19 protein-coding genes are annotated in these 25089 nt (G+C 64.4%); 6 read left to right on the plus strand and 13 right to left on the minus strand.

The features are described from left to right. Positions 1 to 2: 2 nt before the first annotated feature. A complete protein-coding gene (locus OEW28_RS11115) occupies positions 3 to 956 on the minus strand; it encodes an ABC transporter substrate-binding protein (protein ID WP_263734826.1) in 954 nt (317 codons plus the stop codon). Between the two features lie 189 nt (positions 957 to 1145). On the opposite strand from OEW28_RS11115, the gene OEW28_RS11120 reads away from it, so the two are divergent. Then, positions 1146 to 1928, plus strand: a complete 783-nt coding sequence (locus OEW28_RS11120) for a DeoR/GlpR family DNA-binding transcription regulator (protein ID WP_263734827.1) — start codon at positions 1146 to 1148, stop codon at positions 1926 to 1928. Positions 1929 to 1936: 8 nt separating this feature from the next. On the opposite strand, the gene OEW28_RS11125 is transcribed toward OEW28_RS11120, so the two are convergent. Then, positions 1937 to 3193 (minus strand): NAD(P)/FAD-dependent oxidoreductase, encoded by a 1257-nt coding sequence (locus tag OEW28_RS11125; RefSeq protein WP_263734828.1) that lies wholly within the window; start codon positions 3191 to 3193, stop codon positions 1937 to 1939. A gap of 180 nt (positions 3194 to 3373) precedes the next feature. Between OEW28_RS11125 and OEW28_RS11130 the strand changes: the two genes are divergently transcribed. Genes OEW28_RS11130 through OEW28_RS11140 form a run of 3 tightly spaced genes read left to right on the plus strand, consistent with a single transcriptional unit; the run spans position 3374 to position 7664 of the window. Beyond that, complete coding sequence (locus tag OEW28_RS11130; protein ID WP_263734829.1) at positions 3374 to 4081, plus strand: ABC transporter ATP-binding protein; 708 nt, start codon at positions 3374 to 3376, stop codon at positions 4079 to 4081. After that, the gene (locus OEW28_RS11135; protein ID WP_263734830.1) at positions 4081 to 6450 is read left to right on the plus strand and encodes an ABC transporter permease; all 2370 of its coding nucleotides are present in this window, start codon (positions 4081 to 4083) and stop codon (positions 6448 to 6450) included. Before OEW28_RS11130 ends, OEW28_RS11135 begins: the two co-directional genes overlap by 1 nt. Before the next feature lie 2 nt (positions 6451 to 6452). Then, entirely contained in the window at positions 6453 to 7664 is a 1212-nt protein-coding gene (locus tag OEW28_RS11140; RefSeq protein ID WP_263734831.1) for an efflux RND transporter periplasmic adaptor subunit, read from the plus strand. A gap of 4 nt (positions 7665 to 7668) precedes the next feature. On the opposite strand, the gene OEW28_RS11145 is transcribed toward OEW28_RS11140, so the two are convergent. Further along, a complete protein-coding gene (locus OEW28_RS11145) occupies positions 7669 to 8721 on the minus strand; it encodes a dipeptidase (protein WP_263734832.1) in 1053 nt (350 codons plus the stop codon). Positions 8722 to 8824: 103 nt separating this feature from the next. Further along, positions 8825 to 9655, minus strand: a complete 831-nt coding sequence (locus OEW28_RS11150) for a M15 family metallopeptidase (protein ID WP_263734833.1) — start codon at positions 9653 to 9655, stop codon at positions 8825 to 8827. A gap of 178 nt (positions 9656 to 9833) precedes the next feature. Here OEW28_RS11150 and OEW28_RS11155 point away from each other — a divergent pair, with 178 nt between their 5' ends. Together OEW28_RS11155 and OEW28_RS11160 are read left to right on the plus strand one after the other, a co-directional pair. Beyond that, the gene (locus OEW28_RS11155) at positions 9834 to 10400 is read left to right on the plus strand and encodes an OmpA family protein (protein ID WP_263734834.1); all 567 of its coding nucleotides are present in this window, start codon (positions 9834 to 9836) and stop codon (positions 10398 to 10400) included. Positions 10401 to 10435: 35 nt separating this feature from the next. After that, entirely contained in the window at positions 10436 to 12580 is a 2145-nt protein-coding gene (locus OEW28_RS11160) for a serine/threonine protein kinase (protein WP_263734835.1), read from the plus strand. A gap of 9 nt (positions 12581 to 12589) precedes the next feature. On the opposite strand, the gene OEW28_RS11165 is transcribed toward OEW28_RS11160, so the two are convergent. The 9 genes from OEW28_RS11165 to OEW28_RS11205 form a co-directional block, all read right to left on the minus strand. After that, on the minus strand, positions 12590 to 13312 hold the full coding sequence (locus tag OEW28_RS11165; RefSeq protein ID WP_263734836.1) for a PP2C family protein-serine/threonine phosphatase: 723 nt from the start codon (positions 13310 to 13312) through the stop codon (positions 12590 to 12592). Beyond that, positions 13309 to 13986 (minus strand): type VI secretion system-associated protein TagF, encoded by a 678-nt coding sequence (tagF, locus tag OEW28_RS11170; protein ID WP_263734837.1) that lies wholly within the window; start codon positions 13984 to 13986, stop codon positions 13309 to 13311. The genes OEW28_RS11165 and tagF overlap by 4 nt, the downstream gene beginning before the upstream one ends. Further along, positions 13986 to 17552, minus strand: a complete 3567-nt coding sequence (gene tssM, locus OEW28_RS11175) for a type VI secretion system membrane subunit TssM (RefSeq protein ID WP_263734838.1) — start codon at positions 17550 to 17552, stop codon at positions 13986 to 13988. The genes tagF and tssM overlap by 1 nt, the downstream gene beginning before the upstream one ends. After that, positions 17552 to 19057 (minus strand): type VI secretion system protein TssL, long form, encoded by a 1506-nt coding sequence (gene tssL / locus OEW28_RS11180; protein ID WP_263734839.1) that lies wholly within the window; start codon positions 19055 to 19057, stop codon positions 17552 to 17554. Before tssL ends, tssM begins: the two co-directional genes overlap by 1 nt. 18 nt (positions 19058 to 19075) lie before the next feature. After that, the gene (tssK, locus tag OEW28_RS11185) at positions 19076 to 20413 is read right to left on the minus strand and encodes a type VI secretion system baseplate subunit TssK (RefSeq protein WP_263734840.1); all 1338 of its coding nucleotides are present in this window, start codon (positions 20411 to 20413) and stop codon (positions 19076 to 19078) included. Positions 20414 to 20477: 64 nt separating this feature from the next. Further along, positions 20478 to 22007 carry a type VI secretion system-associated FHA domain protein TagH gene (tagH, locus tag OEW28_RS11190; RefSeq protein WP_263734841.1) on the minus strand — a complete coding sequence of 510 codons (1530 nt, stop codon included), beginning with the start codon at positions 22005 to 22007 and terminating at the stop codon, positions 20478 to 20480. 9 nt (positions 22008 to 22016) lie between these two features. Further along, positions 22017 to 22316 (minus strand): PAAR domain-containing protein, encoded by a 300-nt coding sequence (locus tag OEW28_RS11195; RefSeq protein WP_263734842.1) that lies wholly within the window; start codon positions 22314 to 22316, stop codon positions 22017 to 22019. After that, a complete protein-coding gene (locus OEW28_RS11200) occupies positions 22317 to 22925 on the minus strand; it encodes a DUF6931 family protein (protein ID WP_263734843.1) in 609 nt (202 codons plus the stop codon). A 7-nt stretch (positions 22926 to 22932) separates the two neighbouring features. Next, positions 22933 to 25062, minus strand: coding sequence for a type VI secretion system Vgr family protein (locus tag OEW28_RS11205; RefSeq protein ID WP_263734844.1), 2130 nt, complete (start codon positions 25060 to 25062; stop codon positions 22933 to 22935). Between the last annotated feature and the right edge of the window lie 27 nt (positions 25063 to 25089).

Here is a 25089-nt window from a genome sequence, read left to right on the forward strand (position 1 = left end):
CGTTACTGACCGATCCAGGCCTTCCAGCGGCCTTCGTTCGCCGCCATCCACTCGGCCGTCACCTGTTCGACCGTCTTGCCGTCCAGGTCGACCTCGGTGATCATCTGGCCCATCTCATCATTGTCGATGGTGAAGGCCTTGATCGCATCATAGGCGCCCGGCCACTTGTCCTTGACGCCGGCCCAGCCGACCTTCCAGATTTCACCGAAGGGCTTGCCGCAGTCATAGGCCATGTCGGGGTTCGATCCCCATGCCGGATCATTGTAGCACTCGGCCGTGTATTCCGGGAATTCGACCCATTCGCCCTCGTATTTCGCGGGCGCCCAATGCGGAGCGTAGATCCACAGCATGATCGGAGCCTGGCGTTGATAGGCGCTTTCCAGTTCCGCGAACAGCGCCGCGTCGGTCCCAGCGTGGATCACCTCGAACGGCAGATCCAGCGCCTCGACACGCTCGTCATCAAACCCGCCCCAGGTGACGGGACCACCCAGATAGCGCCCTTTCGGCGCGGTCTCGGCGGTCGAGAATGCCTCGGCGCAGGCTTCGTCCTTCAACGCCTCCCAGTTTGGCAGACCGGGGCACTTTTCCTTCATGTAGGACGGATACCACCATTCCTCCTTGGCTTTCATGCCGGTCGGGCCGAACACCTCGGTCTTGCCGGTCGCGGTCGAGGCGTCCATGGCGTCGCGGCCCGTCGTTTCCCACATTTCCATCGCGACATGAAGGTCGCCGCTTTCCAGTCCCGCGAACTGCGCAAGATAGTCGGCCTGGACATATTCGACATTGTAGCCCGCCTGCTTCAGCACCTCTCCCATCAGGTTGGTGGTGATGAGCTGGCCGGTCCAGTCGTGCAACGTCAGCTTGATCGGGTCGCTTGATTCCTGCGCCCAGCCCGAGCCGGCCATCAAGGCTACGGCAGAAGCGGCAAGGCTCAACTTGAGAAAGGTCTTCGGCATGACAATCTCCCTGTTCGGCCGGACTTTGCCGGTCAAGTTGGGACGACACTGCGTGGACAAGCATCCTGCGGCCGCCCCTTACGTCAAGTAGGGACCGGGCAAACGATTCCGTCAATCCCGATTTGTGGCTTCTTGTGTTTTTTGTGCCCGATTGGCGACTGATGATTGTGTGTTTTCGTGGGATTTTCTATGATCTGCAAAAATTACGGTCACAACATGCTGTCAAAACGCCACGCGGACATCCTTCAGATCCTTGAGACAGAGGGTTCGGTCTCAATCTCGGCGCTGGCCGAGCGTCTGGGCGTTTCGCTTGAGACCGTGCGCCGCGACGTCAAGCCGCTGAGCGAGGCGGGAACCGTCGTGCGCATCCACGGCGCCGTCGGGCTGGCCGGCCAGATCGGAGAGGCACCCTTCCAGAAGCGGATGCGGGAAAACGCCGCCGCCAAGCAGGCGATCGCGCGCGCCGTGACGGAAATGATCCGTGACGGAGATTCCGTCATGCTGGATACAGGCACAACCACCAGCTATGTCGCGCGCGAACTGACACGGCGCAGGCGGCTGACTGTTGTCACCAATTCGTCGGACATCGCGCGCACGCTGGCGACGGTGAACGGCAACAGGGTCTACATGGCCGGGGGGGAACTGCGCAGTGACTCGGGCGCCGCTTTCGGCAAGTCGGCCCTGGACTTCGTCAGCCGCTTCGCCGTCACCCATGCCATCATCTCGGCCAGCGCGGTGGACCAGACCGGCGTCATGGACTTCGACCTTGAGGAGGCCGAGATCGGGCGGCTGCTGTTATCACGCGCAGAACGGCGGATGGTTGTAACCGACCAGACGAAGTTCGGGCGAAGGGGCCTGATCCATGTCTGCGGCTTCAGCGATCTTGACATGCTGGTGACCGACCGCGCCCCGCCACCGATTATCGCCCAGGCCCTCAAGGAAGCGAACACCTCGCTGAAGGTCGCCAGCTAGAGGCGGCTTCAGGCCGGCAGCATGTGGGTCAGCACCGCGCCGGTTTCGTAGTAAAGCGCGCGCAGCTTCGGAAGCGTCTCAGGCTGCTCGGGCCGGATCGGAACCGGGAAGGTATCGGAATCGCCCATTGCCCAGCCTGCCGCGGCACGGCCAAAGACCGTGCCGGGCGAAATCCCGCGCCCGGAATAGCCCCAGATCGAAACCGCGCCCGGCCCGATTTCCGCGACCTTGGGCATGTGATCGCCGGTCATGGCGATCCGGCCTGACCAGGCGGCCTCGATCCCGATACCGGCAAGCGACGGAAAGGTTGCAGCGATCCTGCGCCGCGCCCAATTCCGATGAACGCGGGCGCCCAGATCCTCAAGGTTGCCCACCGAGCCCAACAACAACCGACCCGCCCGATCCAGCCGGTAAGAGGTCATGACGGTCGCGGTATCCCAGCACCCCTCGCCGCCGGGAAGGATGGAGCCGCGCTGCGCCGGGCTCAGGGGTTCGGTCGCCAGTTGGAAGTAGTGGACCGGCGTGAACGGGCCCGGACGGGCCGCGCCGGCGGCGTAGCCGTTGGTGGCCTGGATCAGCCTTTCAGCCCGCACCTTGCCAGTCGCGGTGCGCACCGTCCACTGCCCGCCGTCCCGCTCGATGGACGTGGCGGGGCTGGCTTCGTGTATCTTCGCACCCGCCGCGATGGCCGCGCGCGCCAGTCCCATGGCATAGGCCAAGGGCTGGATCGTGCCAGCCCGACCGTCCCAAAGCGCACCGGCGAAGCGATCGCTGCCAACCCGCCTGGCGGTTTCGGCCGCATCCAGCAACCGGACCGGCGCCTGGCGGCGCACCTGCTGTTCGTGGCGGGACCGAAGGTCGCGCAGCCCGGCGGCGCTATGGGCCAGATGCAGCGTTCCGTTGCGAACGGCCTCGCAATCGATCCCGTGGCGTGAAATCAGATCGAAGACCAGTTCGGGACCTGCCGCCAGCGCCGCGTTCAGGCGCTGCCCGTCCGCAACGCCCATTGCCGCTTCGACCTCGTCCGGTGGCGTCCAGAGCCCGGCGTTCACCAGCCCCACGTTGCGACCCGAGCCGCCATGGCCGATGGTTTCGGCTTCCAGCAGCACGACGCGCACGCCGGACTCGGCCAGGTGCAGGGCGGCCGACAGCCCCGTGAAGCCGCCGCCGATCACGACGACATCGGCCGCTACCTCTCCCTCGACCGGGGCAAGGTTCAGCGCGGGGCCGCAGGTCATCCGCCAAAGGTTCTGGATCGCTTTCATCGCCGCTCTCCGATGCATGACTGGCGCCACTAAGCACGGAACGTGGCAGGTTGGAATAGCTTGTGCATCGCAACCGTTGTGCCGGACGCGACGGACTGCCAGACTGGGGAAATCCTTGCGCCAGATCAACGCGGGATGCCACGGCTTCCTGCATCTCTGGCCCAGCGAAAGCAGGGCGGGATGAGCGAACTGATTTTCCGAAGCGAGGGTCTGACCAAGGTCTATCGCACGGGCGACGTCAGCGTGTACGCGCTGCGGGGTGTGGATCTGCGCCTGCATGCGGGTGAACTGACCGTGCTGCTTGGCCCTTCCGGAAGCGGCAAGTCGACGCTTCTGAACATCCTTGGCGGGCTTGACCGCGCAAGCGAGGGCCAGGCCTGGTTCCGCGATGCCGAACTGACCGCCATGACGGACCGCGAACTGACCGTCTATCGCCGCGATCACGTCGGCTTCGTCTTTCAGTTCTACAACCTGGTGGCGTCCCTGACGGCGCGGGAAAACGTCGAGCTTGTGACTGAAATCGCCAAGGACCCGATGCCCGCCGCCGAGGCACTGGCGATGGTCGGGCTCGACAAGCGGCTTGACCACTTCCCTGCACAGCTTTCGGGCGGCGAACAACAGCGTGTGGCAATCGCCCGCGCCATCGCCAAGCGGCCCGAGGTCCTGCTGTGCGACGAACCAACCGGCGCCCTCGACAGCAAGACGGGCGTGCAGGTTCTGGAGGCACTGGAACGCATCAACACCGAACTGGGCACGACGACGATCGTGATCACCCACAACGCGGGCATCCAGGCGATGGCGCACCGCGTCGTGTTCTTCGCCGACGGACGGATCAGCGAGGTGCGTGAGAATGACAGCCGCGCCCAGCCCTCGGACATCACCTGGTGATGGCGATGCATGTTCTCGACCGTAAACTCCTTCGCGACCTGAAGCGCATGTGGGCACAGGTTCTGGCCATCGCGCTGGTTCTGGCCTGCGGGGTCATGATCCTCGTGCTGGCGATCGGGGTGCAGCGGTCGCTGCAGGACACACTTGATGCCTACTACGAACGCAACCGTTTCGCCGAGGTGTTTTCGGGGGCAAAGCGCGCGCCGGAAAGCCTGCTGGGCGAAATCCGGGCGCTGCCGGGCGTTCGGGTCGCCGAGACGCGGATCGTCGGGCAGGTCGTTCTGGACGTGCCGGGGCTTTCCGAACCGGCGGCGGGACGCGTCATCTCTTTGCCCGAGATCGATGTCCCGGCCCTGAACCTGCCGCTGGTTGTGACCGGCCGTCCGCCCGCGCAGGATTCCGTGGACGAGGTGATGGTCACCCGCGCCTTCGCGGATGCAAACGGCTTCGTCGCAGGCGATCGTTTTTCCGCCAACCTGAACGGGCGTAAACGCGAACTGACGATCACCGGCACCGCCCTGTCGCCGGAATACATCTACGTCCTGGGGCCGGGTGCGATGCTGCCCGACAACCGCCGCTTCGGCGTCCTGTGGATGCCGCGGCGGGCGCTGGCGGCGGCCTTCGACCTGCAGGGCGCCTTCAACGATGTGTCGCTGGCGCTGACGCGCGAAGGGCGCGCCGAAGAGGTCATCCCCGCCCTGGACCGCATCCTCGCGCCCTATGGCGGCGCCGGCGCCTACGGTCGCGCCGAACAGGCTTCGCACATCTTCATCGAGGGCGAGCTGACCCAGCTGCGCGCGCTGGCCCAAATCCTGCCGCCGATTTTCTTCGTGATTTCCGCCTTTCTCGTGAACATGGTGCTTGCACGGATCGTGACGCTTGAACGCGGAGTGATCGGCTTGCTCAAGGCACTTGGCTATTCCGACCTGGCCGTCGCGGGCCACTTCCTCAAGTTCGCGAGCCTTGTCGCCGCCATCGGCATCGTGATCGGCTGGGCGGTAGGAAGCTGGCTCGCGCAGGGGATGGCGCGGCTTTATACGGAATTCTTCGAGTTTCCCTATCTCGTCTTCGACCCAAGGGGCGACAGCTACGCAATCTCGGCGGCCGCGGGCCTTGTCGCGGCTGGTCTGGGGGCCGTCCAGGGCGTGCGCCGCGCGGTCAGGATGCCCCCTGCGGTTGCCATGGTGCCCCCTGCCCCGCCCACCTTCAAGCGTGGGCTTTCGGATCGCCTGGCGACATGGGCGCGCTTCTCGCAACCCTCGATGATGGTGCTGCGCGGGATCACCCGCTGGCCGGGACGCGCCACGTTTTCGGTGCTCGCGATATCGGCCGCGGTGGCGATGCTGATGTCGGCCTCCTTCTTTCCGGATTCGCTGGACGAGATCATCGACACCAGCTTCTTTCGCCAGAATCGGCAGGACGCGATGCTGATCCTGACGCGGGACCAAACCGAAAATGTCGTCGAGGATGTGCGCCACCTGCCCGGCGTGATTGCGGCGGAACCGATGCAATACCTGCCCGTGGTGCTGCGCCATGGGCACCTGTCGCGCCGCATCGCCATCGAAGCGCGGGACCCGGATGCGACGCTCAGCCGCGTGACGGACGCATCCGGCCAGCCGGTCGCGCCCGCCGGCGGCGGAATAATCCTGTCCGACCGGCTGGCGGAGCGCCTGGCCGTCAAGCCCGGCGACAAGGTGCAGGTCGAGGTCCTGACCGGACGGCGCGACACACTGACCGTTCCGGTCACCGACATCGCCACGGTCTACTTCGGCCTTGGCGCCTACATGGATCGCGGGGCACTGGCGCGGCTTCTGCGCTCGCCGCCGCAGGCGAGCGTCGTCAACATCGCGATGGACAGGCAAAGGGCCGACGCGCTTTATGCCGCCGCCAAGGAAACACCGGGCCTGGCGGGGACGGTGCTGCTGTTTCAGACGCGCGCATCCTTCCGCGAAACCATTTCACGCAACGTGCTGAACACGACCGTCGTCTACATCCTGATCGCCGTGCTCATCACCGTGGGCGTGACCTACAACGGCGCGCGCATCCAGCTTTCGGAACGGGCCCGCGAACTGGCCAGCCTGCGCATCCTGGGCTTCAGCCGGGCCGAGGTTTCCTACATCCTCATGGGCGAGCTGATGCTGCTCAGCATCCTGGCGCAACCGGTCGGCTGGCTGCTGGGATGGGCTTTTGCCTATGCGCAGGTAAAATCCTTTTCATCGGACCTTTATTCGCTGCCATTCGTGATGAACCCTGCAACCTACGCCAAGGCCAGCCTGGTCGTGCTGGCGGCATCCGCCGCATCTGCGCTGATCGTCAGGCGGCGGATCGACAGCCTGGACCTTGTGGCTGTCATGAAAACACGGGAGTGAACATGCCGACGAAGTTGCGTTCGATTGCGATGGGGGTCGCCGCCGCGGGTGCGGTCGGCGCGCTGATCTGGGTCGCGGTGCGCCCCGAAACCGTGCCGGTGGATCTCGCGACCGTCACGACGGGCGCGATGGAGGTCACGATCAACGGTGACGGCGTGACCCGCATACGCAACATCTACGAGGTGGCGGCGCCCGTGGCGGGAAAGGCGCTGCGCTCTCCGGTCGAGGTGGGCGACACCGTCGTCGCGGGCAAGACCATCGTCGCCCGGGTCGAGCCCGTGGACCCCGGCCTGCTGGACCGGCGCAGCCGCAACCAGGCCGAGGCCGCCGTCAAGGAGGCCGAGGCCGCCGTCAGCCTGGCGCTGACGCAGATCGCCAAGGCCGAGGCGGACGTGGACTATGCAAGGTCTCAGTACGACCGGGCCGAGGCGCTTTCGAACCGCGGTGTCTTTTCCCTGACCCAGCTGGAAGATGCCGCCCAGCTTCTGAAGGTTCAGGAGGCCGCCCTGGCGGCCGCCCGCGCGCAGCACCAGCTTTCCATCGGCGCGCTTGAACGGGCGCGCGCCGCGCTGATCGGGCCGGAGAGCGACGGGATGACAGGAACCTGCTGCGTCGAAATCGCGGCCCCAGCGGACGGCGCCGTGCTTTCGCTGGCCAATGCCAGCGAGCGCCCGGTGATTCCGGGAACCGTGCTATTGTCCGTCGGGCAGCCGCGGGACCTGGAGATCGTGGTCGACCTGCTGTCGTCGGACGCGGTTCGCGTGGAAGCCGGAGCGCGCGCCGAGATCCTGCGGTGGGGTGGCGAAGGCGCCCTTGCGGCAACGGTGCGCGAAGTCGAGCCCGCCGGTTTCACCAAGGTCAGCGCGCTTGGCATCGAGGAACAGCGGGTCAACGTCATCCTGGACCTTGAAAGCCCGGTCGAGATGCGCGCCGGCCTGGGTGATGGCTTTTCGGTCTTTGCCCGCATCGTCGAATGGAGCACCGACGCGGCGCTGCTTGTGCCGATCGGCGCGCTGTTCCGCGCAAACGGCGGCTGGGCCGTCTTCACTGCCCAGGACGGTCATGCGGCCTTGACGCAGGTGAGGGTCGGCCACATGAACGACACGGTCGCAGAGGTGCTTGAGGGCCTTCAGGAAGGCGTGCAGGTGATCACCCACCCAAGCGACCGTATCGAGGACGGCACCGGGATCACCGACCGTCAGTCGCTGGAATGATCCCTTAGCCGCCCCATGTGCGCTGAAGAAGCGCAAGCCAGTTTTCATGCGCGATCTTTCGCACCAGCTCTTCGCCGTATCCGTGCTGGGCCAAGGCGGTCAGAAGGGCCTGCTGGCCCGACACGTCGCCGATAGACGCCGGCATGGTGGCCCCGTCGAAATCCGATCCAAGGCCGACACGATCCTCGCCAAGGACCCCGATCAGATGATCAAGGTGGCGCAGGATCGGGTCCCAGCCCTCGAACGTGGATTTGCGCCCGTCCTCCCGCAGGAAGATCGTCGCGTAGTTCAGCCCCACCATACCGTTCGTGTCGCGTATGACGCGCAACTGCCGATCGGTAAGGTTGCGGGTCGAGGGCGTGACCGCATGGGCGTTTGAATGCGTCGCGACCAGCGGCGCATCCGAGATCGCGGCGATGTCGTCGAAACCCTTTTCGTTCAGATGGCTGAGGTCCAGCATGATCCGAAGCTGGTTGCATTCCTTGACCAGCCGCTTGCCGGCCTCCGTCAACCCGTCGCCCGTGTCGGGACCGCCGGGGAAGCGGAACGGCACGCCGTGGCCGAAGACGGTCGGGCGGGACCACACGGGCCCAAGCGATCGCAGGCCAGCCGCGTGCCAGACGTGCAGGGCGTCCAGATCCTCGCCGATCGCCTCGGCGCCTTCCATGTGCATGACCGCCGCTATCCGGCCCGCGTCCATCGCCCGGCGGATGTCGGCGACCGAGCGGCAGATCGTCAGATCGCCCGTTCGCTCAAGCCACATCAGGTGCCCTGCCATGGCCATCGCGACCGGCAGCGCCTCATCCACCCCGATCAAGGCGCCCAGCGGCAGGTCGTAGGGCGGCGCATCCATGATCGCCTCGTAATCGCCGCTGTCGAGCTCTTCGGGCGAAGGGATGTAGATTGCGAAGAAGCCACCGACGAACCCGCCCGCCCGCATCCGCGGCAGGTCTAGATGCCCCTTGCCCTCGCCCGGGTTCCAGATCTCTTGACGGTTGGCGGGATCGCGAAGCAGACGCAGCAGAAAGTCGTTGTGACCGTCGAACACGGGGATCATGGCTGCCCTTTCCATAGGAACCGAGTCGCCCGTGCCTCGGGCAGGGTCAGATTGCCCTGCCGATCAACTGGCGCGCAAGGGGCCGCAGATGTGGCCTTTGGGGTCAGATCTTTCCCTCTGCCCGCCACTCTTCAAGCTTTTCGCGGCTGACCTCGAAATGCATGCTGTCCTCGCGGCCAAAGCCCGCGCCCCAGATCCAGCCGGCATCGCGGAAGAAGTCCGCAAGGATCGTCAGGCCAAGCTGCGTCTGGCCGTCGCCCAGCGTGTCCAGGCGGCCATCGATGTTCAGGTCGATCGACAAGCCGAAGGCATGCGACGAAAGCGAGCTTTCCGACCCGCGCACGAAGCGCACGCACAGCGACCCCGCCGTATTGATACGGTCATAGAGGTCCTGATCGGTGGCGCGGATGCGCTCGAACACCTCGCGCAGGCTATCGACCGCGGGTTTCAGCATCTTGACCCGAACGGGTCCCACCTGTTCGGTCACGAGCATCGCTGCCAGCGTCGGGTTCGTCATATCCTGACACTGGTCGCTGTAGTCTTCACGCGGATGGCCGAACATATCGATCAGGAAGTTCGTCGTCGGTGCGTGAAGCGTTGTGTTCAGTTCCCTGCGTCCGGCGACCAGCACGACCTGGGCGTAGCTGTCGATGATGCCGTTCGGGCCGAAGTTGTCGACAAATCCCTGCTGGTCGGGTGCGAGGTTCGCCATCGGGGCCGAACCAATCCGCGCCACCTCTCCCTGAAGGCGGTCGACTGTCGTGCGAAGGGCCTCGACCTGTTCGCGCAGCATCTCGATCTCGATCCGCGCGCCGCTGTCGACCGCAGGTCCGCCGAAGTCATCCTCGGGGCTGAAAACCATGGGGGTGACGTACCAGATGACGGGGGCAAGCAAGATGGCGATCGCGATCAGGATGGCCGGCAAGAAACGCATGACAAACTCTCTTGTGCGTCCGCCTTCGGGGCGAACCTGATGATTCTGTTTCAGGCAGCGATACAAGTCAACAAAGGCGCGATCACGTCAACGACGGGACGCAAATTCGTTGTCGCCCGCATGGCACTGGTATAGACTTCCGGCGATAACCGCGAAGAAACCGGGAAAGTACAATACGATGCATAGAAACGCGCTTTTTGTTGCCGGCATTGCACTGGCAGTATCCCTGGCAGGCGCCCCCATTCACGCCCAGTCGGCAGACGGTGAACTGACCGCCGAGGAAATCGCGGAGCTTTTCGCCAAGCAGAAGACCCGCGGTCTGGTGCTGGCGCCTTCGACGGCGGCCACGACCGTTACCGACACCGCCGCCGCCGCCGCGACCGAGCCGGCCTACCAGCCGGTGGCCGCCGAGGAACAGATCAACCTGAGCATCTCGTTCGACTACAACTCGTCGTCCCTGCGCGCGGACCAGACGCCGAAGCTTGCCACGATGTGCGAAGTGATGAAATCGGTGGACGTCAACCGCTTCCAGGTCATCGGACACACCGATTCTTCGGGCAGCGAGGCGTACAACCAATCGCTGTCCGAGGCGCGCGCCGAAGCGGTCGTGCAGTACCTTGTCAACGACTGCGGCATCGCCGCGGACCAGTTGATGGCGGTTGGCGCAGGAGAATCGTCGCCGCTTGATGCTGCGAACCCGGGCGCGGACGTGAACCGCCGCGTCGAGTTCCAGGCGCTTGGCTGATACTCCCCCCGGAACGTGAAGACGGATAGCCGCCGATGAACGAGTCACGCCCAGGCGACGCCTTCCGGCCCGGGGACCTTCTTAACAACACCTACCGAATCGAAGCGCTGCTGGGGCGCGGCGGCACGTCCGAGGTGTATCGCGCAAGAAGCGAAATCTCGGGCCGGGTCGTCGCGCTCAAGGCGCTTCGGTCCGAGTTTTCGGGCAATGAGGACTTCCTGCTGTTGATGACGCGGGAAGAGGAGATGCGCGACATCCGCCATGACGCAGTCGTGCGCTATTCCGACAACCAGAGAACGCCCGAAGGCACGGTCTACCTGGTGATGGACTACGTCGACGGCCCCGGCCTGGACCGGAAACTGCGCGAAGGCGGCATGTCGGCCGAGGACCTGCTGGTCATCGGCGCGCGCGTGGCCGAGGGGCTTGAGGCCGCACATTCAAAGAACATCGTTCACCGCGATCTGTCGCCGGACAACATCATCCTGCGCAACGGCAACCCGGCCGAGGCGGTGATCATCGACTTCGGGATCGCCAAGGATACCAATCCCGGCGCGGCGACGATCGTCGGCAACGAATTCGCCGGGAAGTACGCCTACGCTGCGCCCGAGCAGCTTAGCGGCAGGACCGATGCGCGGTCCGACCTTTATTCCCTGGGCGCTCTGCTTCTGGCGACCTTCCGCGGACGCCCGCCTAACGCGGGCTCGAACCCGATGGAGGTGCTGCAGAAGAAGGGCGAGCCTCTTGACACCGAGGGCGTGCCCGAACCGCTGAAGTCGCTGATCGAAAAGATGTCGCATCCGGATCCGGACAAGCGGTTCCAGACCGCGGCTGAGGTCGTCTCGGCGATCCGGTCGGGCGGCAGCGTCACCTCGGCCAGCGCGCTTGAGGACCGCACCGTCATCGTTCCAAACCGCAAGAGCGAAGCGCCCCCGGCCATCGCGACGGCCACGCCCAGCAAACCCCAAACGGCGGCGAAGAAAAGCCGGCTTCCCATTGCGATGGCGGCCGTGCTGCTTCTGGCTGGCGGGGGCGGTGCGGGTGTCTACTTTTCCGGGATATTGACGCCTTCGCTGCCGCTTGCCGATCCGTTCGTTTTCACGGCTTCCAAGACCGATGGCGGTGTGCCGGAGGCGACGGGATACGCGCCCTCGCAGGATGTGCAGCGTGCCCTGACACAAGAGATCGCGCGACAGAGCGGCACTGCCGAGCTTTCGCTCGCCCGGGGCGACATCGGTGAAGGCTGGGGCTCGGATGTCGGCCTGCTTTTGTCGACGGTCGCGGTTCTGGACGACTGGGCGCTGAGCGTGAACGATATGACCTTCACCGTCTCCGGGCAGACCTCGGACGCGGCCAAGGAGGAAAGCGTCACCGCGCTTCTGAACACCGCCCTGCCGGGCGGAATGAGCGGGACCGTCGACATCACGCGGAAGATACAGGTTCTGGAAGCCCCTAAATTGCAGGCGATCATGGACCAGGTCGCCGATTGCGGGCCGTTGTCCCAGCAGGACGTCCCGGCTGGCGGATACGCCGAGGGCGACAAGATCGTGGTTTCGGGCAGGCTGGCGGACAACGGTTCGCGGATCCGCCTTTACGATGCCCTGCGCGAGATTTCGGCCGAGCGGGATGTGGTGATCGACGCCGAGATTCTGAACCCCGCGCTTTGCCTGATCGAGTCGCGGCTGCCCGCGGCACCCGGTGGCGGGTTCGACATCAAGTTCGGCTTCGGCGACAGTTCCGATCCCAATCCTTCGGGCCGGTATTTCGTCGGCGAAAACCCTGTCATCGACGTGAACATCCCCGCCGACGTCACTGATGGATACATCTATGTCTCTGTGCTCGACGTGTCAGGGAATGTCTTCCACCTGCTGCCGAACCAGACCCGGACCGACAACTCGGTTTCCGCGCTTCGGGGCGGCCAGTCGGGCGACTTTCCCGTGCGCGTGGCCTATGGCCTTGCCGAAGCTCAGGGAACGTCGAAACTGGCCTTCACGGTCGACGCCAGTTCGCTTGGAAAAAGCAAGGTCCTGGTGCTCTACTCGAAGACGCCGCTGTTCGAAAAGATGCGGGACATCTCGGAACCCGCAGCAACTTACGCGCAGGCGCTTGCCGATCTTCAGGCAGGCGGCGACACGTCGGTCGCCTCGATCGACAGCCGCATCCTGACGACGGCCCAGCCCTGAGGCGGGCCTTCAGATGACATCGACCACGATGACCGAGATGTTGTCGGCCCCCCCGCCTTCCAGTGCGACCTGAAGCAGGGTGTCGGCCACGGTTTCGATTGGTTCGCGCGCAAGGATGCGGCGGATCATGTCGGTCGTCGCGTACTTGTTCAGCCCATCCGAGCATATGAGGAAGCGGTCGCCGGGCATGACCTCGCCCCGGATCTTGTCCAGTTCCAGCTCGTCCCCGACGCCGACCGCACGCGTGATCGCATTCGACTGGGGATGGGCATCGGCCTCGTCCCAGGTCATCTGGCCGGAAAGAACGTACTGCGCGACGAAAGAATGATCGGTGGTCAGCACCTCGACCTGTCCATCGCGGAAGCGGTAAAGCCTGCTGTCCCCCGCCCAGAAACACAGGAAATGACCATTCGCCAGCATCAGGGTCACGACCGTCGCGCCGATCGTCGAAACGCCCCTCCGATCCGCCTCCTGACGGATCACGGCATGGGCACGGTGGATCGCAGCCCTGAGTTCCTGCATCTTTTCGCGCGGCTCTAGCCCCGCAGGCAGCATCGCGATGGCGTCGACTACGCTCTGGCTTGCGAACTCGCCGCCCTCGTGACCGCCCATCCCGTCCGACACGACCCAAACGTCCTGCTCTGGCATCGCCAGGATGGAATCCTCATTCAGTTTGCGGACACGGCCGACATGGGTCGTCGCGCTGAAGCGCACGTGAAAGCCTGAACTCATGCGGCCTCCCTTTTCTGCCAGATCGCGGCGGACAGGTCGAACAATCCGACCGAAGCGCTTTCGTCGGGCAATCCCTCAAGGACCATCAGACGTGGACCGGCGTCCGTCTCGGCGCTCCAGACGCTGGGCGCACGGAAATCGCGCGCGAGGCTTCGCGCCGCCAAAGCCGGCAACGCCCCCCCAGGCGAAGATCCAGACACGACGGCGCGGCCGGGTGACAACTCCACCCGGTCAGGTTCGGCCTCGAAATGCCAAACGATCTGGCCCAGACGCTCGGCCAGCGCATCCCGCGCCATATCGTCCAGCGCATCGAGCGCCAGGCTCTCAAGCTCCTGGAACAGGGGTACCGCCGCGAAATGGGCGGCGATTGGGTCCATCCCGGTCTGCAGCGTCGCGACCAGAGTCAGCGGAAACTGCCGTCCCACGCGATCGACCGAGGGCATCAGGACCCCGATCGTCGGATTGCCGCCTGCCAGGCCCGGCGAAAGTGTAAACCGCCATATCGGCGCGGACATATAGCAGTCGTGCCAGGCGTCACCCAGCCGATCGCGCGCGGCCAGGATGGCATTCTGAAGCCAGCCGTCCCAGGCAGTGACGAACCCCGGCGCGACCTCCAGCCGGAAGAAGTCGCCAAGCGCAGGCATTTTTCCGAAGGCGCCGAAAGCTCCTGCCATCAGAACGACTTCGGACAGGCAAACTTGGACAGCGCCGGCAGGGCAAAGGGATTGAACACCGATCCCGCCTGCAGCTGGAAGATCGCGATCCGGCCGCCTACGTTGAAGATGACGCGGTTGCGGTCGGCCACGTTTGTCGCCCGCACATCCGCGGCGTCCAACATGCGGAACCAGGCCCAGGGTCCGTCCTTCATGAAGCTGCTCTCGGCGTTCTTGGCCGACGGTTCGAGCTCAAGCTTTGCGACGCCGACACCGCCGGGCCAGGCGACGGCCGTGGGCGAGGGTTCCCGATGGTTGAACGTGATCTCGGTTCCGTCGATGTTCAGCGTCACCTTCTTGGCCTTGGGGTCAAGCGCCTCTGGCGTGACCTGGAAGCTGACCGCGGGTGTCGGCCCGCCGGCGAAGAAGGCGTCCCTGATCTCTGCCGCGTACTGGAACTGCTGCAGCACCGAGGCTGAGATGCCCAGGTCGACGTCATTGACCGTCTTCCAGCTCCACGGGCGTGAGCGCGTATCGACGTACTGGAACAGGTTCTCGTTGAAGAAGCTGTCTATCATGCCGTTCGGCGCGAACAGCTTGGCGAAGTCCGCCAGCGCGATGTCGGCGCGTGATCCGCGGGTGAAGGGATAGCGGTTGTCCAGCGCCTGTTCGCAGAAGGGCAGAACCGTCGCCTGCCAGCGCGCGTTGATCGAGGCGCGCGTGCCGCCGGCGGTGATCCCCGAGGACCCCGTCGCGATCTGCGCCGCCCAGCGCTGCATCGGCCCGGGCAGTCGACCGGCCTCCTGCTGGAACTGCTGCAACGCACTGACCTCTCCGGTTGGCTGAGCGACGCCGCCCGAGAAGGACATCTTGTTCAGTTCCTGGTAAACCAGCGTCAGCGTCTGCATCAGAAGGTCCAGCTGCGAAGGCTGGCCTTCGCCGCGCGCCACCAGATCGTGCAGCCAGCTGAACCTGTCGGTGACATATTCGCCCGGCTCTTTCGGGGCGACGGTCTGTTCGCCCTGAAGAACGGTGCTGCTGGACAGTGCTTGCAGAAAGATCTGGCTTTGCACGTCGAGGTTCGAGTGCAGTTCCAGCTGACCGACCTCGGTCAGTCCTTCGGTCACGCCGCTGGAGTCAACCAGACCTCGTTTTTGCGTCAGGTTCGTTTCGGCCGAGATCGCGGTCAGCACGTTGGTGATGGGCGAGGTCGGACCGGACAGAACGTTCGTGACCTCCACCGCGTGGCTGAGCGACTCCATTGGCACGATGTCCAGATCCGACAGGATGCCGTCATACCGCGCGATGTAGTCATTGTAATAAAGGTCAAGCACATCGCGGCTGATGGCAAGAAGCGCTGCTTCGCTCTGCTCGGACGCGCCGCGCGGCCCCAGCACCCAGCTTTCGCTCTGGATGCGCTTGGCGACCCCCAGGGCCTCGCCCAGGAAGACGTTGTTGAAGCCGTTGTAGGTATAGATCCCTTCGACGCCGTCTGTCAGGGCCTTGCCCGAATTGCGGATCATCACCCGAGACATTGCCGGCCCGCCCACGTCAGAGGGCCGCCATTCCGGCAAGGCTGTCGCGGCAGGGCTGTTCACGATGCCGTTGTAGATGCGCTGCGCCAGCGACATTTCAGACAGTATACCCTGCACCTGCTCGACCAGGGGACCGTTCAGCAGGATCTCCTGCATGGGCTGGGTCAAGAGCGCCTCAAGATGCTGCGAAAGATCGGCGCGCATCTGTTCGCGCGCGGGCCCCGGATAGGCAAGCGACCAGTCGATGTTCATCCACTCAGTGATCATGTCCTTGTTCATCGGCCCCTGCAGGCCAAGCATCAGGTATATCTTGAGCGCCTCGTACAGGAAGTCGTGGTTGTTCATGTTCGCCTGCATCTGCTCCTCAAGACGCAGAAGCAGACGAGGCAGGAAGTGGGTGTTGAGCGCCGAGCGATAGGTCTGGTGCGCCTGCGTGCCGATCACCTGGCCCTGGTACAGGCCCCAGGTCAGGGCTCCGTCGGGCTCCGGGTCGCCAAGTGCGGGGTTTCCGGGCATGTCGCGCAGGATGTTGAGCGCCGGCACGATCGACGGCAGATCCGTGTCGCCGATCGGGCTGCCGGGAATGGACTGGGCCATCTGCTGGAAGGTGTCGGCCTGGGTCGCGGCATTGGCGATCATGTCGCGATTGCCAAGGAAACTGCGGGTCCACAAGCCGAAGGCGCCGATCGCCAGTAGTGTCATTGCGGCGATGGCGATGCGCTTGGTCCAGCGGTACCGGCGTTCGACCTTGTCGTCGGCCGAAACCAGCCCCGCCTCGCGGAAGATCACGTTGTCGAACAGGCGGGTCAGGAAGAAGGACCGGCCGGTGCCGCGGCCCGACCCGATGGCCTGGCGCCCGATCCCGAAGGTGCGCGCCATGTTCATCATCAGGCGGTCGATGGGCGTGCCTTCCTGGGTGCCGGAGGTGAAATAGACCCCGCGCAGCATGTGGCGCTGTTCAAAGCGGTTGTCCTGGAAGACCTGCGCAAGGAAATCACGCGCCACCTGCCGGACCGAGGCCACCTGGCCGGGGAAAGCGGCGATCAGGCTGCGGCGCTGGTGATCGGTTTCCGCCTGCAGCTTCTCCAGCGATTGCGCGTTGAGCCGCTGCAGCAGAAGCGAGAACTCCTGCTCGAAGTTCGCGATCGGAGAGACTTCGCCCTTGGATTTCTCAAGCGGGAATGTGAAGCCCCAGACCTGCTCGCGGTCCTCCTTGCCAAGTGTGTCATAGAACTCGGTGAACCCGGCAATCAGGTCGGCCTTGGTGAACAGGACATAGACCGGGAAACGCACCCCCAGCTTTTCGCGCAGTTCGTGCAGGCGCCTGCGCACCGCGTTCGCATGTTCCTTCTGCGTGGTTTCGTCCTGCATCGACAGGTCCGAAAGCGAGATAGCGATCATGGCCCCGTTGATCGGCTGCCGCTTGCGGTATTTCTTGAGCAGGCCAAGGAAGCCGAGCCAGGTTCCGCCGTCGGTCTCGGCGTCGCTTTCCTGGGTGGTATAACGGCCCGCAGTATCAATCATCACGGCGTTGTCGGTGAACCACCAGTCGCAGTTGCGCGTGCCACCGACACCGCCGACAGCCGTCTTGCCCATCGCATCGGCCAACGGGAACTGAAGGCCGGAGTTTACGATGGCCGTGGTCTTGCCCGCGCCCGGCGGTCCGATCATGACGTACCAGGGCAGTTCGTAGAGGTGCCGGCGCCCCAGCTTTGACTTGCGAAGCGCGCCAAGCGCGGTCTTCATCTTGTCGCGCAGTTCGGCAAGTTCCTGCGCCGTCATGTCGGGCTCTGCCTCGACCGAGGTCAGGTCCTCTTCCATCTTGCGATTGCGGCGGCGGCGCAGGTACCAGCGCAAGGTGATCACGAAAAGCGCGATGAACACGATCACCGCGATCGCCACGACGCGCGACATGACCGTGTCCAGCGGTCTCCAGTCGCCCCAGTGGAACAGCGGTCCGAAGTACCATGTCAGGCCGCCGAAGATCACCGCCAAAAGCAGGATGACGAAGTTCAGCGTGCCAAGAATGTGGCGGATTCTGCGAAAGATCATTAGCCGTCAGCCTTCACCAGAAGAACCTCGATGCGGCGGTTCTTTGCCCGCCCCTCTTTGGTGTCGTTGCTATCGATGGGTTCCTTGTCGGCGCGCCCCTCCGCGCTCATGCGCGAGGTGTCCTCGAGCTTTTGCGCAAGCACCTTCATCACGCTTTCGGCGCGCGCGAGGGACAGGTGCATGTTCGAGGGGAAGCGCGACGACTTGATGGGTACGTTGTCCGAATGGCCCACCACGATGATGGGCCCCTTGGAATCGTTCAACGCCGTGGCGACTCGTTCCAGCTTGGTCAGGAATTCATCCTTCACCTGGTCGGAGCCGGACCCGAACATCCCCGCGCCTGCGATCCGGACGGTGATGGTGTTGCCCTTGTCCAGAACCGTCACCAGGCCCTCTTCGATTTCGGGCTTCAGGAACTCGGCAACCTTGACGGATTCGCTTTCGGGCTGCGGAGGCGGCGGCGGAGGTGGCGGGGCGCGCCGCTGAAGTTCCGGCACGACCGAGGTCTCAAGCGCCGAAAGCTGGCCGATGAGCCGCTCTGAGCGCACGCCAAGCGCGTAGGAAAGGCCGGCGTATCCCAGCGACATGATCACGGTCGCGACCCCGGCCGCGATCCACAGTGCCTTCCATGCCGACAGCGGCTTGTGCGGCATGTCGAGCCCGGCCCAGTGGGGCGACAGGTCGCGCTCGACCGGGCCGCGCTGGCCGCGGATGATCCGCGCAAGGCCATTGCGGATCTGGAGATGCTTTTCCCCCCCGCCCTGCTCGACGCGAAGCCGCCCTTCGAAACCAAGCGACAGGCACATGTAGAGAAACTCGAGCATGTCGATGTTCGGCCCGGGCGCCTGCTCCATGCGCGCCAGAAGGTCGTAGAAGCGGTCACCGCCCACGGTTTCACGGTGGAACGTCGCCACCATGGACTGCACCGCCCAGGATGACTGTCCGCCCCAAGGCGTATTCAGCACAACGTCGTCGATCGTGGCGCACAGCGCATAGCGCGCGACCTTGACGGTCTGCGCCTCGATCCCGGCCTGGAGCGCGCGGTTTTCAAAGGCGCGCACCTCGGCGATCACGCTTTGGCGCAGCTTGTCGGCATCCATGTGCTGCGCGCGGTTGCGGATGCGGCCGATGAGCGAAAACAAAGTCGCTGCGCAGGCGTTCAGCGTGTTCATCCCCGTCATCGAGAGCGCCAGCGCCGCTTCGCCGTCGGCGTCCTGGCGTGGTCCAGGCGACGCGGCGCGCTGCGGCTGCTGCGGCACGCCATAGGACATCGGATCGGCCATGGCGTCCTGACCCGGTGCGGGCTGCTGCGGCGGGTAGCCACCTTGCGGCGCGTGTCCGGGTTGCTGCGGGGGATAGCCGGGTTGCTGGGGATATCCGGCCTGCGGCGGGTATCCGGGCTGGGCCGGGCTTGCCCCGCCGGGCGTGCGCCGCCCACCGGGGTTCGGCCGGATCACAGTCCGTTCGTTGTCATCCGGTTCGGCAAAGGGGTCCTTGTTCGACATCTTCCGTTCCTTCCCCCATCAGCCCTGACGGATCGCCCAAAGCTCCATCGAGAGTCCGGGATAATCGCCCGACACATGCACCGCGATACCTCCCGAGGTCGTCATCTTGCCCCAGTATGCGCTTTCGCTGTCCAATTCGAAATAGACGACGCCTGCGTGATACGGGATCTGGCGCGGCGCCACGGGAAGCGGTCGCAGCGTGATGCCCGGCAGGGCGGAGTTCACAAGCTGCCGGATCTCCTCGACCGGACCGATCTTCGCGTGGCCGGAAAAGTGCCGCCGGATGGTTTCGGCCGGCACATCGGCCTTGACCGCCAGGACGAAGCCCGCGCGGCTGATCAGCTTGCGGTCGGCGATGATGCCGACGCTGATCCCGTACTTGCGCGGGTCCAGGGCGATCGCGATGGCGGTCTGTTCGATCACCGAAGACAGGTACTGCCTTAGCGTCCGTATCACCGGGTTGAAGGTCGAGGTCAGTTCGCCATGACGATAGGGCGGGAATTCCGGCGGGTGCTTTTCGCCCGCCATGAAGGTCGCAAGCTCGCCCGCGAGGGCCACGCATTCGCGGTAGGCGCGTTCGGGGTGAACGTTCTCGATCGAAAGCAGATGACGGAACACCGGAAGCGCGCGGTTGATCACGGTCAGCAGAAGGAAGTCGGACACATCCGCCACGCCCTTCGCGCCGCCCTCGGCCAGGCGACCCGACAGGGCCACCATGCGGTGCGCCAGAAGCCCCTCGATCTCGCGGACGAAATCGTTCAGCGGAGGCGCCGCGCTCAGGTCCAGCGCCGAAGCGATGAACCCCCGGTCGAGCACGATCTCGCGATCCGACTTCACCTCGATGATGCGCGCGATGGGCATCACAAGCCGGTCGGCAAGATCGTCCACCGCCAGCGCGAAGGACAGGCGCAACTTGGCGACGCCGATGTTGGTTGCCTTGCGATCACGGCCCATGGAATCCATGATCTCCAACTCGGCGGGCTTGTACCGGCTGGCCGACTGATCCGCGCCCGACAGGTCCACTTCGACCGCGCCGGCGCGTCTCTGGGGCACCGTCAGATAGACGACGCAATCCTTGACCGTTTCGGGAACCTCAAGCGAGATCGGATGGTCTTCGACCTGAGGCACGCGGAAGACAGCGCCGTCCGGCGTGATGCCAGAGCAAGAGCGGATCGCGAATTTGCCGATCTTGAGCAGTTCATCGTCGATTTCGAGCGTCGAACAGCCCCAGAAATACGGCACGACCCGCCGCGCCATGCCCGAGACCAGCGCCTCGGCGTACCGGTCCGATTGCTGGAAATGATGCGGCTGAAGGAACAGGCCTTCGGTCCACAGAACCTTGCTTTCCCAGGACAAACGCGCTTCTCCCTGCTTTCTCCGGCCGAACTTGGCGGCACGAATGACTTTGTTGTGGACCCGCCTACTTCAGCCGGTCCAGCTGTTCCTGATAGGCGCGCGAAAACTCGCGCGCGAAAAGGTCGTGGAAATCGTTCTCGGCCTGATCGGAGATTTCCGCATACATCTTTTCATAGACCTCCCAGTAGCGCGCCTTCTTGCCCTTCAGGAAGTCTCCGATGCCGCCGCCGCCCTGGATCTTTTCCTCGAGCGCCTTGGGGTCAAGCCGCTTCAGCACGCCTTTCAATGCGGCCTCCATCCCGGTCACCATCGCGACCTCGTGCGCCTTGATATCGTTCAGCGCCTGTTCGGTGGCGGCGGTGGCGGCCAGGTAACCGCGCTGCGTCGGCTTGACCATCGCCTCGACCGCCTGTTCGGGGCTGATCGAGAACTTCAGCGGGTTGTTGCCGCCCGCGCTGATCATGGTCTGGTTGATCCGGAATTCGCCCTTGATCGAGGTCCGGGTCATCAGGATTTCCCGGATCCCCTCGATCATCAGTTTCAGGACGGAGCCCATGCGGCCAAGCGTGGCGGCAAGGTCCTCGTCCTTGAGGCTCAGCTCGGCAACGCCCAGCGAGTCCAGGAACGCCCTTGCGGCCGCCGCGTCCGAAGCGTCCGGCCTCGCCGCGGGGGTCTGCGGCGCCCTGGGTTCAGCGGGCGCGACGGGCTTGGCCGGCGTCACCGGCGCCTCGGGCGGCCGCACGTCCTCCGGCGCTTCGGAAGGTTCGGGTGCGGCATCAGGAACGGACGGCGCCGCAGGTTCAGGGGGCTCTGCCGGGGCCAGGAAATCGTCGTCGAAATCCGTCACGTTCTGCGGCGGGGGCGCGGGTCTGGCGGGCGGCGCAGGCGGCGCGGCATCCTTCGGCGCGCTTGGGGCCAGGAAGTCCTCGTCCCAGTCATCGGGGATGATCGACGCGCGCTTGGAAGGCGTGAAGGAATCCTCGATCGAAGGATTGTGATACTTCTGGGTCGGCCGGTCCCATTCCGGTTCCGGAGCGGGGGCTAGCAGATCGTCCTCGCCCAAGGGCGGAAGCAGCGGATCATCGGGTTCTTCCCGCTTCAACCCCTTGGGTCCGGTAGGCTGCGGGGTCCCCAGGAGATCGTCCAGAAAGTCGCCCTTGCCCCCTTCATGCGTATCCTCGAGCAACGCCAGCGGATCCGGCGCCTGGGTGGCGCGGCCGTGCGAAACGGGGCCTTCGCCCAGCGGATCGGGAATATGCGCCATCGGATCGCGCGGCGCCTGGCCGAAGCTGACCAGAAGCTCGTACCCGCCAAGGCTGAGGATATCCCCGTCGTTCAACGGTGTCGGTACGTTGCCAAGTGGCACCTTGCCGTAGTTCAGGAAGGTGCCGTTGGTCGAAAGGTCGATCACCACGACGTTGCCGTTATGATCCTCGATCACGCAATGGCGCTTCGAGATCATCCGGTCCGGATCGGGCAGAACCAGGTCGTTTTCAGGCCCCCGACCAATGGTCAGGTTCGTGCCATGCATGACCACGGGCTGCGCCTGGCCCGGCACCGTGCCTGTAGACTGGAATCTAAGCGTTACTGCCATTCTTCTATCTTATCCGCCCGTCAGTACCGTGAAACATCCGAGCGTTATCGGCCCGCCGCAGGCGCAATTGTCAAGCACGCGCGCGGCAGGAAGGCTGCAGATCAGCACCGTGGCTGATCCCTTGATGATCGGGTGCGGCGGCACCGACGCAGTGTTGTCGGTCAGCCGAGCCGCCGGAAGTGAGCCGACAAGGACGGTAGGCGCGCCCGGCATCGCGATCGGCAGCGGGACCGGCAGAACCGGCGGGGGCGGAATCGACGGCGCCATGCAGCCGTGCAGGTCGGTCAGGCGTGCTTGCGGAAACCCCATCTACCCCTCCTTTGCCTTCTGCTTGCCGGGCTCGATCCGACCATTTCCGCCACGCGCGATGTCAACCGCGCGGTCGATCACCATCTGAGTGTATTGCTCAAACTTATCAGAGTGCTTGCCCATTGCCACGATGTTCATCGCAAAAGCCGACACCTCGGACGCGCCGACCGGGCCTTGATGATGGGACAACTCGCCCGGACCAAGCGTCCCGTCGGCAAAGACGACGGCATTCGCCAGATAGACCGTGTCGTCATCCACTTCGGCCGTGTCCAGCGTCGCGCGGGCACGTTCGCAGTTCTCGGCCGTCGGCTTGAAAACCCAGGCCTCGGCCGCGGCAAGCGAGGGCGTGTTGTTCTCCGGCGCCTCGCCGATGTAGTCCCGCGCGGCCAGGCACGCCCACCAGACACGCTCGCGCGCGGGAAGCGCGACCGACAGGAGCCGGATGATGTCGACCGTGGCGCCCTCGGCCTCCAGCGTCTCGAGCACCTTCTGAACCGGGGCGCTTGCAGGCAGCGACAGCTTCGTCTGCAGCTTGGCGTTGGCCATGGCCAGCATCCGCGCGGCGGGTTCCCTGGGGATTTTCTTCAGATCTGAAAAACGTTCGCTCATGATGCCCTCAGTTGATCATCGTAAGGCCGCCCTTGAGCGTCAGAATCCCGTCGCCCTTGACCGTGGTCATCGGGGACTTGGCTTCAAGCATGGCCGTTCCTTCGATCTTGACCATTGTGCCCTTGATCGTGACGCCCGAGCTGTCGATCTTCACCGAATTCGATCCCACCTTTAACAAGATCTCGGTGCCTGCGGTCACCGTGATCTTCTGCCCGGCATCGATCGTGATGTTTGAGCCGACATCCTCGGTCAGGTTATTGCCGATCGACACCGAAGTATCGTTGCCGATCGTCAGCGTCTGGTTGTTCCCGATATCCTCGGTGTGATCGTTCGAAATGGTCTCGGTGCGGTTGTTGCCGACGGTTCGGGTGACGTCGTTGCCGATGTCCTCGGTCTGGTCCGTCGCGATCGAGCGGATTTCATTGCCGGTCTCCACGGTGAAGGTGCTATCGCCCTGCTTCACCGTCTCGGTCCGGTTGTTGTAGATCGTCTGGGTGTAGTCGCCTGCGTCCTGTGTCTCCATCCCGATGGTGATGGTGGCGTTGTTCTTGATGATCTCGAAATAGTCCTTCTCGGACTGAAGCCGGACGAATTCCGCGTCCTTCTTGTCCTCGAATACCAGCTCGTTGAAATTGGTCTCCCCGCCGCTTTTCGTGCTGCGCGTCTTGATCCCGGTCTGGGTCATGTTGGCGGGCAGCGCGTAGGGCGGCATCGTTTCGGCGTTGTAGAGCATGCCGGTGCAGATCGGGCGGTCGGGATTGCCCTCCTCGAACATGATGGCGACTTCCTGGCCGATCCTTGGAACGGCGATCATCCCCCAGCCGCTGCCGGTCCAGGGCATGACGCAACGCACCCAACAGGTCGTGTTCTCGTTCTTCTCGCCGACGCGGTCCCAGTAGAACTGCACCTTGATGCGACCGTAGTCGTCCGTGTAGATCTCTTCACCCGAGGGGCCGACGACCAGGGCGGTCTGCATCCCCGCAATCTGGGGCCAAGGGGTCGTCTTGGGCGCGCGATACTGCGTTGACTTCGGGATCACCTCGAAGATGCAGCGATAGGTGTCCACCTGATCTTCGGTGACCTGTTGCGCGCTGCGCTCAAGCACAGGGCGCGTCATTTCATCGTCGTCGTAGTCGGTCTCGATCTTCAGATGGTGCGTCGCCCGCGTGACCAGGAATTCGGTCTGGTCATTCACGCGGGGGTGGTTCGACATCTGGAACGTCATGCCCACGCCCAACGTGCGCACGTTCGCCGCGCCCCGGAACGATTGGTGTCGGGCGGCTTCGCCCTCCTGCACCATGCGCGCCAGCACAGAGCCCCTATCGGAGTCATCGAAATGGCCCGGATAGTGATAGATCTCGTAGCTCTTGTGGCTGTGGGTGCCCTTTTCGATCACCGTCATGCTCATCAGGTTCGCACTTGGGGTTTCGAAATTGTAGTCGGTCATCGCCACCTTGCCGCCGACCACCGCTTCCGAGGGCGCCCACTCGAAGATGTGGTCCATGTCGCGCCGATACTTCTTTTCGCGGAAGTGGAACTCGATCGGCGTCGGGCCGGGCACCACCGAATGCGCGCCCACGCCATCGGCCAGCACAAGCTTTTCGTTGGATCCGCTGTGATCGAAGAAGAAGTAGATCCCCTCCTCCTCCATCAGCCGGGAAACGAAGTCGAAATCCGTTTCGCGATACTGGACGCAATAAACCCTTGGCGGGTAGGTGCCTGAAAGGGAGTCGGTGTAGTCGGTGAAACCCGCAGCCGAAAACACGTCCTTGATGATGTCGACCGCCGTCATGTCCTGGTAGATGCGGTTGTCCCGCCGCTTGGTCAGGAACCAGGGCCAGCCGTGCACCTTGGCCTCGAAATGACCGAAGCCCTCGTAAAGCCCAAGGAAACGGACCGCTGTGCAGGTTCCTGTGAAATTGCGCTCGCTCTCGTCCTCGGCGGTGACGACGACGGTCATCTTCTTGCCGGCGACGGTCGCCAGGTCCAGGGCCCTGTCCTTGGCAAGGAACTCCACCGTCATCTCGGTGATCTTGTTGAAACCCTCCTCGACCACCGCCGACTTGAGGAACGTATCGGCAATGTCGCTATCGAGCCGCAACTGGCGGTTTTCGAAGACGGGGTTCACGTTGGGCATTTCAGGTTCCTCCTGCCGTTCGGCAAA

This window comes from Albidovulum marisflavi, from assembly GCF_025751435.1.
Classification (GTDB): Bacteria; Pseudomonadota; Alphaproteobacteria; order Rhodobacterales; family Rhodobacteraceae; genus Albidovulum; species Albidovulum marisflavi.

What these genes read in the sequence shown, in the direction of transcription:
- OEW28_RS11130 (WP_263734829.1), top strand. Translation starts at nt 3,374, where the DNA reads ATGAGCGAACTGATTTTCCGAAGCGAGGGTCTGACCAAGGTCTATCGC.
- OEW28_RS11125 (WP_263734828.1), bottom strand. Translation starts at nt 3,193, where the DNA reads ATGAAAGCGATCCAGAACCTTTGGCGGATGACCTGCGGCCCCGCGCTG.
- tssL (WP_263734839.1), bottom strand. Translation starts at nt 19,057, where the DNA reads ATGTCGAACAAGGACCCCTTTGCCGAACCGGATGACAACGAACGGACT.
- OEW28_RS11120 (WP_263734827.1), top strand. Translation starts at nt 1,146, where the DNA reads ATGATCTGCAAAAATTACGGTCACAACATGCTGTCAAAACGCCACGCG.
- tagH (WP_263734841.1), bottom strand. Translation starts at nt 22,007, where the DNA reads ATGGCAGTAACGCTTAGATTCCAGTCTACAGGCACGGTGCCGGGCCAG.
- OEW28_RS11205 (WP_263734844.1), bottom strand. Translation starts at nt 25,062, where the DNA reads ATGCCCAACGTGAACCCCGTCTTCGAAAACCGCCAGTTGCGGCTCGAT.
- OEW28_RS11165 (WP_263734836.1), bottom strand. Translation starts at nt 13,312, where the DNA reads ATGAGTTCAGGCTTTCACGTGCGCTTCAGCGCGACGACCCATGTCGGC.
- OEW28_RS11135 (WP_263734830.1), top strand. Translation starts at nt 4,081, where the DNA reads ATGGCGATGCATGTTCTCGACCGTAAACTCCTTCGCGACCTGAAGCGC.
- OEW28_RS11150 (WP_263734833.1), bottom strand. Translation starts at nt 9,655, where the DNA reads ATGCGTTTCTTGCCGGCCATCCTGATCGCGATCGCCATCTTGCTTGCC.
- tagF (WP_263734837.1), bottom strand. Translation starts at nt 13,986, where the DNA reads ATGGCAGGAGCTTTCGGCGCCTTCGGAAAAATGCCTGCGCTTGGCGAC.
- OEW28_RS11155 (WP_263734834.1), top strand. Translation starts at nt 9,834, where the DNA reads ATGCATAGAAACGCGCTTTTTGTTGCCGGCATTGCACTGGCAGTATCC.
- OEW28_RS11140 (WP_263734831.1), top strand. Translation starts at nt 6,453, where the DNA reads ATGCCGACGAAGTTGCGTTCGATTGCGATGGGGGTCGCCGCCGCGGGT.
- OEW28_RS11195 (WP_263734842.1), bottom strand. Translation starts at nt 22,316, where the DNA reads ATGGGGTTTCCGCAAGCACGCCTGACCGACCTGCACGGCTGCATGGCG.
- OEW28_RS11145 (WP_263734832.1), bottom strand. Translation starts at nt 8,721, where the DNA reads ATGATCCCCGTGTTCGACGGTCACAACGACTTTCTGCTGCGTCTGCTT.
- OEW28_RS11115 (WP_263734826.1), bottom strand. Translation starts at nt 956, where the DNA reads ATGCCGAAGACCTTTCTCAAGTTGAGCCTTGCCGCTTCTGCCGTAGCC.
- OEW28_RS11160 (WP_263734835.1), top strand. Translation starts at nt 10,436, where the DNA reads ATGAACGAGTCACGCCCAGGCGACGCCTTCCGGCCCGGGGACCTTCTT.
- OEW28_RS11200 (WP_263734843.1), bottom strand. Translation starts at nt 22,925, where the DNA reads ATGAGCGAACGTTTTTCAGATCTGAAGAAAATCCCCAGGGAACCCGCC.
- tssM (WP_263734838.1), bottom strand. Translation starts at nt 17,552, where the DNA reads ATGATCTTTCGCAGAATCCGCCACATTCTTGGCACGCTGAACTTCGTC.